This window comes from Paractinoplanes hotanensis, from assembly GCF_023717965.1.
Taxonomy (GTDB): Bacteria; Actinomycetota; Actinomycetes; order Mycobacteriales; family Micromonosporaceae; genus Actinoplanes; species Actinoplanes polyasparticus.
In genome coordinates this window covers 42,171-52,321 of record NZ_JAMQOL010000050.1, presented here as the reverse complement: position 1 = coordinate 52,321, position 10,151 = coordinate 42,171, and the positions used below count along the sequence as shown (strand labels likewise).

The window sequence follows — 10,151 nt, the reverse complement described above, 5'->3', positions numbered from 1 at the left end:
GATGGACATCTACGACCTGCGGGTCAGCGTCGACCGGATCGAGGGCCGGTCGGTCTGCGGCATGGCGGTGGGCGACCACTTCGACCTGACCAACAGCGCGCACCTGACCATCCCCGAGGGCAAGCACTTCTGCGTCTACGCCCTGGCCTCCGTGCTGCCCTTCCTCGCGGCCAAGCAGCGCGACCTGCCGGCCGGCGACTGGCTCGCCCAGGACTCGCACTTCATCTGCCCCGACCCCGAGGAGCGGCTGGTCATGAAGGTCGAGCGCACCGGCCGGCGCACGATGAACGCCGAGGACCTGACCTGATGCGCACGGAGATCGGGCTCGGCCTGCAGAGCGACAAACCCGCGGGCACGTACGCCCGGCTGGCGCGCTCGGCCGAGGCGGCCGGCTTCGACGTGCTGACCGTGTTCGGCGATCTGATGTACCAGCCGCCGATCTTCCCGCTGCTCGAGATGGCCGCCGCCACCAGCCGCGTGCGGCTCGGGCCGGCCTGCCTCAACCCGTACTCGATGGCCCCGTACGAGATCGCCGGGCAGATCGCCGCCCTGGATCTCGCGTCGCACGGCCGGGCCTATCTGGGGCTGGCCCGGGGCACCTGGCTGGGCGCGGTCGGCCTGCCCCAGCCGCGCCCGCTGACCGCCCTGGCCGAGGCCGCGTCGGTCGTCGCGCACCTGCTGCGGGGCGACCGATCGGGCTACTCCGGCCGCGTCTTCGAACTGGCGCCGGACACCGTGCTGCGGTACGAGCGGCAGCGCCCGTCGGTTCCGCTGCTGCTCGGCGCGTGGGGGCCGCAGGGGGCCGCGCTGGCCGGCCGGATCGCCGACGAGATCAAGGTGGGCGGCAGCGCCAACCCGGACATGGTCCCGGTGATCCGTGAACGGCTGGCTCTCGGCGCTGTTGATTCCGGGCGCGAGGTCGAGGAGATCGGCATCGTGCTCGGCGCGGTGACGGTGGTCGACACGGACGGCGAGGCGGCCCGGGCCAGGGCGCGGACCGAAGTGGCCATGTACCTGGCCGTGGTGGCCGAGCTGGATCCCACCGCCGAGCTGCCCGCGGGCCTGGTGGCCGAGGTCGGCAAGCTGGTCGGCGCGGGCCGCGACGAGGAGGCCGGCAAGGCGATCCCGGACGACGTGCTCGACCGGTTCGCCTTCTCCGGCACCCCGTCCCAGGTCGCGGCCCAGGCCCAGCGGCTGATCGACGCGGGCGTGGCGCGGGTCGAGTTCGGCACCCCGCACGGCCTCACCGACGACCGCGGTGTAGAACTGCTCGGCGCCGAAGTCCTGCCCCTGCTGTCCCGTTAGGAGCTCACCGATGGATGTCCTGCTGGTGCTCGGCTCACAGCTGGTCGCCGACCGCGGCCTGCTCACCTCCCTGGCCGGCAACACGGCCTGGGACCTGGATGTGGGCCTGCGGGTGGTGCCCGCCGCAACCGCCGAGGAGCTGGCCGCGCACGACGGCCCGGCCGTGGTGGTGCCGGCCGATCCGGCGTTGCTGGCCGCCGCGCCCGCCAACACCGTCTTCTACGACCTCACCGTCGCCGCCCAACCCGCGTCGCCCCAGCATCTGCACGGCCGGGGCGTGTGGGGTCTGGCCTGGGCGATCAAGCACAGCGTGCACCGGCTGCGCGAGCCCGCCGCCCGGGTCGCCTACGGCGATCACCCGGAGCAGTGGGCCGATGAACGGGTCCCGACCGGCGCGCCGGACGCCCCCTCCGGGGCGCCGGTCGGGATTCTCCTGCACGGCGGGTTCTGGCGGTCGAACTGGGCCGCCGACCTGATGGACGCGCTCGCCATCGACCTGACCGCCCGCGGCTGGATCAGCTGGAACCTCGAATACCGCCGCCCCGACCGCCACGGCTGGGCGGCCACCACGGCCGACGTCGCCGCGGGCGTGGCGAAAGCCCGGGAACGCCACCCGGGCGCCCCGATCGTGCTGTTCGGTCACTCGGCCGGCGGCCAGCTCGCGCTGCGCCTGGCCGCCGACGACCCGGACCTCGCGCTGGCCGTCTCGCTGGCCGGGGTGATCGACCTGGGCGAGGGCCAGCGGCGGTTCGTGGGCGAGGGCGCGATCACGACGGCGCTGGGCGGCGGGCCGGACGACGTGCCGGACGTCTACGCGGCGAGCGACCCGATGGCCCGGCTGCCGCTGGCCTCGCCGGCGCTGCTCGTGCAGGGCAGCGGCGACGGCCTCGACCTGGTGGACATCAACCGGCGGTTCGCCGCCGCGTCCGGGATCACGCTGCTGGAGCAGGCGGGCGACCACTTCGACGTGATCGCGCCCGGCTCGCCGATCTGGGCCGCCACCCTGGCCGAGGTGGGGCGCCGAATTTCACGTACGTGAACAGGAACCTCAGAACAATCGCGGGGTGACCACCGAGACGACGGTGGTCACCTCGTCGGTGTCGTTGTACATGCTGTGCGGCACCGACGAGCGCAGGTGCACGCTGTCGCCCGGGTGCAGCCGGTGCTCGACGCCGTCGACCTCGTAGAGCAGCTCGCCCGAGATCACGTATGCGAACTCCTCGCCGGCGTGGCCGTACGCGTTCTCGCGCCGCCCGCCGGGCGCGATGTGCACCACCATGGGCTCGAGCACGAGGCCGGCCCCGCGGTCGGACAGCATGCGGTAGGTCTGCTGGCCGGAGACGTACTGCACGGCCGCGTTCTCGCCCCGGGTGAGCGTGAAGTGCCGGGGCATCGGCACCACGACCGGATCGGCCGCGCCCGCCGCCGGTGTGTCGAAGAAGTCGGCCACCGAGTGGCCGAGCGCGCTCGCCACGCTGCCCAGCGCGGTCAGCCCGATCGACGAGATGCCCCGCTCGACCTGCGACAGGAACCCGATCGACAACCCGGCCCGGGCAGCCAGGCTGCGCAGGGTGAGACCGCGCTGCTTGCGGAACTCGCGGATGCGCGGACCGACCTGGGTCGAGGCAGTTGTCTCCTCGATCGGCTCCGACACGTCGACCTCCCCGTCAACCCACGACCTTTGTTCGATCCTACCTAAAACTCGGGGGGCGGCGCGATCGGCTGCCAGGTCAGCGGAGTGGACAGAATCATCGTGCTGGACGGCGCTCCGTAGCCGCCCAACCGGTCGATGACCTCCTCGAACGCCTCCATCGAGGCGGTCGCGACCTTGAGCACGGAACACGTGTCGCCGGTCACCCGGTTGATCTCCAGCACCTCGGGCCAGGTGGGCACCTTGTCGTCGCGCAGCACGCAGGTCGGGCCGTAACACGACATCCGGATCAGGGCGAGCACCTCGCGCCCGGTCTTGGCCAGGTCGACGTGGGCGTGATAGCCGGTGATCACCCCGGTCTCCTCGAGCCGTCGCACCCGCTCGGCCACGGCCGGCGGCGACAGGTGCACCCGCCGCGAGAGCTCGCTGTAGGACAGGCGCGCGTCGTCCTGCAGCTCGCGCAGCAGCGCCCAGTCCATCGCGTCCATCCGGCCACCTTCCGATCGTTAAGTGATTCCGCAAATCTAGCCAACGATCACCGGTAGCCCGAGGTCAGCGCCGTTAATTCGGCATTCCGACGGAGGCCCTCGCAACGAAATCATGGACCGGTCAAGGGCGAGGAGAAGACAGTGAAATCCGTGAACACGGCGGCCGTGCGGCCCACCAACGCCGCGGAGCGTGACGCGCGTCGATCCCGCAACGACGGAGCACCCACCCTGGAGTTCGGGCAGCGGGTGCCCTACGACGCGTACGTCCACGCCAGCACCCTGCACACCCTGCAGCGCACGCTCAGCGGCGACCCGGGCGAGATGTCGTTCCTCGTGGTCAGCCAGATCATGGAGCTGTACTTCAACCTCATCCGGCACGAGCTCCAGCAGGCCCGCGACCACCTGCGCTCGGATCAGATCTGGCCGGCGCTGGCTCCGCTGAAGCGGGCCGCCCTGCACCTCGAGGGCCTGAACGCGGCCTGGCAGACCCTGCGCTGGATGACTCCGGCCGACTTCAACCGGTTCCGTGACCTGCTGGGCGAGGGCTCCGGCTTCCAGTCGGCCATGTATCGCCAGGTCGAGTTCCTGCTCGGGCTGCGCACCCGGTCGCTGATCCGCCCGTTCAAGGGCACCACGGAGTACGACGAGCTGACCGCGGCCCTCAACCGGCCGAGCCTGTGGGACGAGGTGATCGCATTGCTCGCCCGGCACGGCCACGACCTCAAGCCCGAGCTGCTGAGCCGCGACGTGGCCGACGAGCACGAGGCTGATCCGTCGGTCGCCGACGCGTGGGTGCGCATCTATCGTGACCCGGGCCCGGACAACCACCTTAGGCTGTTGGGGGAGGCGCTGACCGAGGTCGCCGACCGGTTCGGCGACTGGCGCTATCTGCACCTCAAGGCGGTGCAGCGGACAATGGGGGCCAAGAGCGGCTCGGGCGGGTCGAACGGCTTGACCTTCCTGCAGCGCAGCATGGCCCGCCCGGTCTTCCCGGAGCTGTGGACCTCGCGGACGGAGATGTGATGGAGCGCGATCAGCAGGATCCGGGTCACCGGCACCTGTTCCATGTCCCGCCGGCCGAGGGCGGTGACCATCCGGAGGTGGCATACTTCGCCGGCAACTCGCTCGGGCTCCAGCCCCGGGCGACCCGGGCCGAGCTCAACGAGGACCTCGACGACTGGGCCCGGCTCGGCGTCGAGGGGCACCTGGACGCGGCCCGGCCCTGGCTGCCCTACCACGAGCTGCTCACCCAGCCCGCGGCCCGGCTCGTCGGCGCGCTGCCGTCCGAGGTCGTGGTGATGAACTCGCTCACCGTCGACCTGCACCTGCTGATGGTGTCGTTCTACCGCCCGGCCGGCGACCGCACCCGGATCGTCATCGAGGACGCCGCGTTCCCGTCGGACAGCTACGCCGTCCGCAGCCAGGCCCGGTTCCACGGCCTCGACCCGGACACCGCGGTCGTCCGGCTGCGGCCGCGCGACGGCGAGGACACGCTGCGCACCGAGGACATCGTCGCGTTCCTCGAGACAGAGGGCGAAACGGTGGCCCTGCTGATGCTGGGCGGCGTCAACTACCTCACCGGTGAGGTCATGGACATGCCGGTGATCACCGCGGCGGGCCGGAAGGCCGGCGCGGTCGTCGGCTGGGATCTCGCCCATGCGGCCGGCAACGTGCCGCTGGCGCTGCATGAATGGGGCGCCGACTTCGCCGCCTGGTGCTCGTACAAATACCTGAACTCGGGCCCGGGCGCGCTGGCCGGCGTGTTCATCCACGAGCGCCACCACGGTTCCCCTCTCCCCAGGTTCGAGGGCTGGTGGAGCACCGAGGCCGCCACCCGGTTCGAGATGACCCCCGAGTCGCGGCCGCCGCGCAGCGCCGACGCCTGGCAGGTCTCCAACCCGCCCATCTTCGCGATGGGCCCGGTCCGTACGTCGTTGCGCATCTTCGACGAGGTCGGGATGCCCGCCCTGCGCGAGCGCAGCCTGCGCCTGACCACCTACCTGCGCGAGCTGCTGGACGAGGTGGTGGCCACCCGGCCGCTGTCGGTGATCACGCCGCGGGAGCCGGAACGGCACGGCTGTCAGCTCTCGGTCCGCCTGCACGAGGGCAACGCGGGCGCGCTGACCAAGCGGCTGCGCTTCGAGTACGGCGTGATCGCCGACGCGCGCCAGCCGGATGTCGTGCGGTTCGCGCCGGTGCCGCTCTATTCGACCTATGAGGACTGCCGGCGGGCCGCCGAGGCGCTGGCCGCCTGTGTGGAGGAGACCAAGTGACGCAGATCGCGGTCGTCGGCGCCGGGCTGTGCGGCAGCCTGCTCGCCTGTTATCTGGGCCGGCGCGGGTACACGGTCGACCTGTACGAGCGCCGCCCCGACCCAAGGGTCACCGGGGCCGAGCGCGGCCGCTCGATCAACCTGGCGCTCTCCGAGCGGGGCATCGACGCGCTGCGGCGCATCGGCCTCGACGATCAGGTGCTCGCGGACGCGCTGCCGATGCGCGGCCGCATGGTGCATCCGCTGGGCGGCGAGACCAACTTCCAGCCGTACAGCATCTCGGGTGACCGGGCGATCAACTCGATCGGCCGGGGCGCGCTCAACGACGCGCTGCTCGACGCCGCGAGCGCCACCGCGGGCGTGACCCTCCACTTCGACCACCCGCTGACCGCGCTCGACCCGGAGACGGGCACGCTCGGTTTCGCCGACGGCAGCCAGGCCAAGGCCGACATCGTGCTGGGGGCCGACGGCGCCGGCTCGGCGACGCGGGGGCTGCTCATGGCGTACGCGGGGGACGGCTTCACCGAGACGGTGAGCTTCCTCGACTACGGCTACAAGGAGCTGACCATCCCGGCCCGCGACGGCGAGTACGCCCTCGACCCGGGCGCCCTGCACATCTGGCCGCGCGGCACCTCGATGATGATCGCGCTGCCCAACCCCGACCGCTCGTTCACCGGCACGCTGTTCTGGCCCAACGACGGCGCCGGCAGCTTCGCCTCGCTGGGCAGCCCGGCCGCGGTCGAGCGGCACTTCCGCTCGCAGTACCCCGACCTGCTCGAGCTGATCCCGGACCTGGTCGACGACTACCGGCACAACCCGGTCGGCGTGCTCGGCACGGTCAAGTGCGCGCCCTGGCAGATGCTGGGCCGGGTGGCGCTGATCGGCGACGCCGCGCACGCCATCGTCCCGTTCTACGGCCAGGGCGCCAACGCCTCGTTCGAGGACGTGGTCGAGCTGGACCGCTGCCTCGACGCCACCGGCGACGACTGGGCCGCGGCCCTGCCCCGCTACGAGCGGGGCCGCCGCGAGAACTCGGAGGCGATCGCCGAGATGGCCCTGGCCAACTTCGTCGAGATGCGCGACAAGGTGGCCGACCCGTTCTTCAAGCTGGGCAAGAACGTCGAGCACGCGCTCGAGCGGTGGCTGCCCGGCCGGTACGTCTCGCGCTACGAGCTGGTGTCCTTCTCGACCACGCCGTACGCCGAGGTCCGCCGGCGCGTCCGGCGGCAGCACCAGGCCGTCGGCGCGGTCGCCGGCGCGCTGGTCGCCCTGGCCGCGGCCGCGCTGATCCGGCGGGTGGTGCGATGAACTGGGACCCGACGCTGGTCACCGGCCGCCCGGCCGGCGATCCGCCGCTGCTGCGCAACTTCGTCGCGGGGGAGTTCCGCCCGGCCACCGCCACGTTCGCCAAGGCCTCGCCGGTCACCGGTGAGACCGTCTTCTCGGTCACCGAGTCCGACCGGTCCACCGTGGACGACGCGGTCGCCGCCGCCCGGGCTGCCGTCCGCGGTCCGTGGGGCCGAACGACCGAGCAGGAACGCGCCACCGTGCTCCGCCGCATCGCCGACGAGCTCGAGCGCCGGTTCGACGACCTGGTCACGGCCGAGGTCGCCGACACCGGCAAGACTCTGACCCAGGCCCGTACGCTCGACATCCCGCGCGGCGCGGCCAACTTCCGGGCGTTCGCCGACGTCGTGGCCGCGACCGGCACCGAGTCGTTCACCACGGCCACCGCCGGGGGCGGGCGCGCGCTCAACTACGCCGTCCGCAAGCCGATGGGCGTCGTCGCGATCATCGTGCCCTGGAACCTGCCCCTGCTGCTGCTCACCTGGAAGGTGGCGCCCGCGCTGGCGTGCGGCAACGCGGTCATCGTGAAGCCCAGCGAGGAGACTCCGGCCTCGGCCACCGTGCTGGCCGAGGTGATGGCCGCGGCCGGTGTGCCCGAGGGCGTGTTCAACCTCGTGCACGGCCACGGCCCCGACGCGGCCGGCGAGTGGCTCACCACCCACCCCGGCGTGGACGCGATCACCTTCACCGGCGAGTCGGCCACCGGCGCGGCCATCATGCGCGCGGCCGCTCCGGGCGTGAAACCGGTGTCGTTCGAACTCGGCGGCAAGAACGCCGGCCTGGTCTTCGCCGACGCCGACCTCGACGCGGCGGTGGCCGGCAGCGTGCGGTCCAGCTTCACCAACGGCGGGCAGGTCTGCCTGTGCACCGAACGGCTGTACGTGCACCGGTCGGTCTTCGACGAGTTCGCCGAGCGGCTGGCCGCCCGGGCCCGTGAGCTGACCTACGGGTGGCCGTCCGACGAGACCACCGGCACCATGCCGCTGATCTCCAAGGCCCACCGGGACAAGGTGCTCGGCTACTACGACCTGGCCCGCTCCGAGGGCGCGACGGTGCTGGCCGGCGGTGGCGTGCCGCACTTCGGTGACGAGCGCGACGGCGGCTCCTACATCGAGCCGACCGTGATCACCGGCCTCGGCCAGGACGCCCGCACCGTACGGGAAGAGATCTTCGGGCCGATCTGCCACCTCGCGCCGTTCGACGACGAGGACGAGGCCTTCGCGCTGGCCAACGACAGCGCGTACGGGCTGGCCGGAACGGTCTGGACCCGGGACGTGGGCCGTGCGCTGCGAGCCGGCGCGCAACTCGATGTCGGCCTGGTCTGGATCAACACCTGGTTCCTGCGCGATCTGCGCACGCCGTTCGGCGGCATGCGCGCCTCGGGCGTGGGCCGCGAGGGCGGCCGCCACTCGCTCGACTTCTACTCCGAGTACACCAACGTCTGCGTGGACATGTCATGACACCGCTCGCTCTTGCCCTCGACAACGCCCTCACCACTGCCACCGAGCTCCCCGGGGGCGGGCACGAGATCGCCGACCCGTACGCGGTGCAGCGCGAGGTGGTCGACCTCCGGCTGGCCCGCGGCGAGACGCGCGTGGGCGTCAAGCTCGGCCTCACCAGCAAGGCCAAGATGCGGCAGATGGGCGTCGACTCGGTCATCTGGGGATGGCTGACCGACGCCATGCGGATCGAGGACGGCGGGGTGCTCGACCTCGGGCCGCGCATCCATCCCAAGGCCGAGCCCGAGGTGGCTTTCCTGGTGCGCGACGGGGCGATCGCGGCCGTCGCGCCGGCCCTCGAGGTGATCGACTCGCGCTGGCTCGACTTCAAGTTCACCCTGGACGAGGTGATCGCCGACAACACGTCGGCCGCCGGGTTCGTGGTCGGCCCGTGGCAGCCCGTCCCGCCGGCCGTCGATGATCTCGGCGTGCGCCTGCTGGTCGACGGCGAGGTGGTCGAAAGCGGCTCCACGGCAGCGATCCTGGGCGACCCGCGGGCGGCGTTCGCCGAGGCGCTGCGGCTGGCCGGCACGCTCGAGGACGACTGGATCGTCCTGGCCGGCGCGGCCACCGCGGCCGTGCTGGTGGGTCCGGGCCAGACCGTACGAGTGGAAGTCGCGGGTCTGGGATCAGCCTCGCTGAAGGCCTCGTCGTGACCGGGAAGCTGGTGGACGGCAAGGCCACCCCGCGGGGCCGGTTCCCGCACGTCAAGGTGGCCAACGGGTTCGCCTTCGTGAGCGGCACCAGCAGCCGGTTGCCGGACAACACCATCGCCGGCGCCGCGGTCGACGCCCTGGGCACCACCTCGCTCGACATCGCCGTGCAGACGCGCGCGGTGATCACCAACATCGCCGACATCCTGGCCTCGGTGGGCGCCACGCTGGACGACGTCGTGCAGATCACGACGTATCTGGTGAACATGAACGACTTCGGCGGCTACAACGCCGTCTATGCCGAGTTCTTCGATGTCGACGGTCCGTCGCGGACCACGGTGGCCGTGCACCAGCTGCCTCACCCGCACCTTCTGATCGAGATCCAAGCTGTCGCTGTGTTGCCGTCCAAGGAGGCGTCATGACCGACCCGATCAACTTCCCGGGCTGGATCGAGGACAACAAGCACCTGCTCAAGCCGCCGGTCGGCAACAAGCAGATGTTCCCGACCGGCGACGACTTCATCGTCATGGTGGTCGGCGGCCCGAACTCGCGGACCGACTTCCACGTCGATCCCTACGAGGAGTTCTTCTACCAGGTCAAGGGCAACATGCACGTCAAGACCATGACGCCCGAGGGCCCGAAGGACGTGCACATCCGCGAGGGCGAGATGTGGGTGCTGCCGGGCAACACGCCGCACTCGCCGCAGCGACCCGAGCCGGGCTCGATCGGCCTGGTCGTCGAGCGGGTGCGCGAGGAGGGGACGCTGGAGAAGTTCCAGTGGTACTGCTTCGAGTGCGATCACCGGGTGCACGAGGTCGAGCTCCAGGTGCGGGACATCGTCGAGGACCTGCCTCCCGTGTTCACCGCGTTCTACGCGGACGAGAAGGCGCGCACGTGCGAGAACTGCGGCGCGCTGCATCCCGGAAAGGGCTGACG

At 71.7% G+C, this 10,151-nt stretch carries 12 protein-coding genes; 10 read left to right on the top strand and 2 right to left on the bottom strand.

Translation table 11 applies throughout. The features are described from left to right. Position 1: 1 nt before the first annotated feature. From LXN57_RS34510 to LXN57_RS34500, 3 genes are read left to right on the top strand one after another with little or no spacing between them, the layout of a single operon-like run. On the top strand, positions 2 to 307 hold the full coding sequence (locus LXN57_RS34510) for a TIGR04076 family protein (RefSeq protein WP_251802459.1): 306 nt from the start codon (positions 2 to 4) through the stop codon (positions 305 to 307). Beyond that, the gene (locus LXN57_RS34505; protein WP_251802421.1) at positions 307 to 1,305 is read left to right on the top strand and encodes an LLM class flavin-dependent oxidoreductase; all 999 of its coding nucleotides are present in this window, start codon (positions 307 to 309) and stop codon (positions 1,303 to 1,305) included. Before LXN57_RS34510 ends, LXN57_RS34505 begins: the two co-directional genes overlap by 1 nt. A 10-nt stretch (positions 1,306 to 1,315) precedes the next feature. Beyond that, positions 1,316 to 2,344, top strand: coding sequence for an alpha/beta hydrolase family protein (locus tag LXN57_RS34500; RefSeq protein WP_251802420.1), 1,029 nt, complete (start codon positions 1,316 to 1,318; stop codon positions 2,342 to 2,344). 9 nt (positions 2,345 to 2,353) lie between these two features. On the opposite strand, the gene LXN57_RS34495 is transcribed toward LXN57_RS34500, so the two are convergent. Both LXN57_RS34495 and LXN57_RS34490 read right to left on the bottom strand, forming a co-directional pair. Further along, complete coding sequence (locus LXN57_RS34495; protein WP_251802419.1) at positions 2,354 to 2,959, bottom strand: helix-turn-helix domain-containing protein; 606 nt, start codon at positions 2,957 to 2,959, stop codon at positions 2,354 to 2,356. Between the two features lie 41 nt (positions 2,960 to 3,000). Beyond that, positions 3,001 to 3,444: an Lrp/AsnC family transcriptional regulator gene (locus tag LXN57_RS34490; RefSeq protein WP_251802418.1), complete on the bottom strand. Its 444-nt coding sequence runs from the start codon at positions 3,442 to 3,444 to the stop codon at positions 3,001 to 3,003. Between the two features lie 141 nt (positions 3,445 to 3,585). On the opposite strand from LXN57_RS34490, the gene LXN57_RS34485 reads away from it, so the two are divergent. Genes LXN57_RS34485 through LXN57_RS34455 form a run of 7 tightly spaced genes read left to right on the top strand, consistent with a single transcriptional unit; the run spans position 3,586 to position 10,149 of the window. Continuing rightward, positions 3,586 to 4,467 carry a tryptophan 2,3-dioxygenase gene (locus LXN57_RS34485; protein WP_438872942.1) on the top strand — a complete coding sequence of 294 codons (882 nt, stop codon included), beginning with the start codon at positions 3,586 to 3,588 and terminating at the stop codon, positions 4,465 to 4,467. Further along, the gene (kynU, locus tag LXN57_RS34480) at positions 4,467 to 5,717 is read left to right on the top strand and encodes a kynureninase (RefSeq protein WP_251802417.1); all 1,251 of its coding nucleotides are present in this window, start codon (positions 4,467 to 4,469) and stop codon (positions 5,715 to 5,717) included. Before LXN57_RS34485 ends, kynU begins: the two co-directional genes overlap by 1 nt. Then, positions 5,714 to 7,024: an FAD-dependent oxidoreductase gene (locus LXN57_RS34475; RefSeq protein ID WP_251802416.1), complete on the top strand. Its 1,311-nt coding sequence runs from the start codon at positions 5,714 to 5,716 to the stop codon at positions 7,022 to 7,024. The genes kynU and LXN57_RS34475 overlap by 4 nt, the downstream gene beginning before the upstream one ends. Then, positions 7,021 to 8,523 (top strand): 2-hydroxymuconic semialdehyde dehydrogenase, encoded by a 1,503-nt coding sequence (locus LXN57_RS34470; RefSeq protein WP_251802415.1) that lies wholly within the window; start codon positions 7,021 to 7,023, stop codon positions 8,521 to 8,523. Before LXN57_RS34475 ends, LXN57_RS34470 begins: the two co-directional genes overlap by 4 nt. Further along, a complete protein-coding gene (locus tag LXN57_RS34465; RefSeq protein WP_438872945.1) occupies positions 8,505 to 9,218 on the top strand; it encodes a 2-keto-4-pentenoate hydratase in 714 nt (237 codons plus the stop codon). Before LXN57_RS34470 ends, LXN57_RS34465 begins: the two co-directional genes overlap by 19 nt. Further along, positions 9,215 to 9,637: a RidA family protein gene (locus tag LXN57_RS34460; protein WP_251802413.1), complete on the top strand. Its 423-nt coding sequence runs from the start codon at positions 9,215 to 9,217 to the stop codon at positions 9,635 to 9,637. The genes LXN57_RS34465 and LXN57_RS34460 overlap by 4 nt, the downstream gene beginning before the upstream one ends. Beyond that, positions 9,634 to 10,149, top strand: coding sequence for a 3-hydroxyanthranilate 3,4-dioxygenase (locus LXN57_RS34455; RefSeq protein WP_251802412.1), 516 nt, complete (start codon positions 9,634 to 9,636; stop codon positions 10,147 to 10,149). The genes LXN57_RS34460 and LXN57_RS34455 overlap by 4 nt, the downstream gene beginning before the upstream one ends. Positions 10,150 to 10,151 lie beyond the last annotated feature (2 nt).

What these genes read in the sequence shown, in the direction of transcription:
- LXN57_RS34510 (WP_251802459.1), top strand. Translation starts at nt 2, where the DNA reads ATGGACATCTACGACCTGCGGGTCAGCGTCGACCGGATCGAGGGCCGG.
- LXN57_RS34505 (WP_251802421.1), top strand. Translation starts at nt 307, where the DNA reads ATGCGCACGGAGATCGGGCTCGGCCTGCAGAGCGACAAACCCGCGGGC.
- LXN57_RS34500 (WP_251802420.1), top strand. Translation starts at nt 1,316, where the DNA reads ATGGATGTCCTGCTGGTGCTCGGCTCACAGCTGGTCGCCGACCGCGGC.
- LXN57_RS34490 (WP_251802418.1), bottom strand. Translation starts at nt 3,444, where the DNA reads ATGGACGCGATGGACTGGGCGCTGCTGCGCGAGCTGCAGGACGACGCG.
- kynU (WP_251802417.1), top strand. Translation starts at nt 4,467, where the DNA reads ATGGAGCGCGATCAGCAGGATCCGGGTCACCGGCACCTGTTCCATGTC.
- LXN57_RS34470 (WP_251802415.1), top strand. Translation starts at nt 7,021, where the DNA reads ATGAACTGGGACCCGACGCTGGTCACCGGCCGCCCGGCCGGCGATCCG.
- LXN57_RS34455 (WP_251802412.1), top strand. Translation starts at nt 9,634, where the DNA reads ATGACCGACCCGATCAACTTCCCGGGCTGGATCGAGGACAACAAGCAC.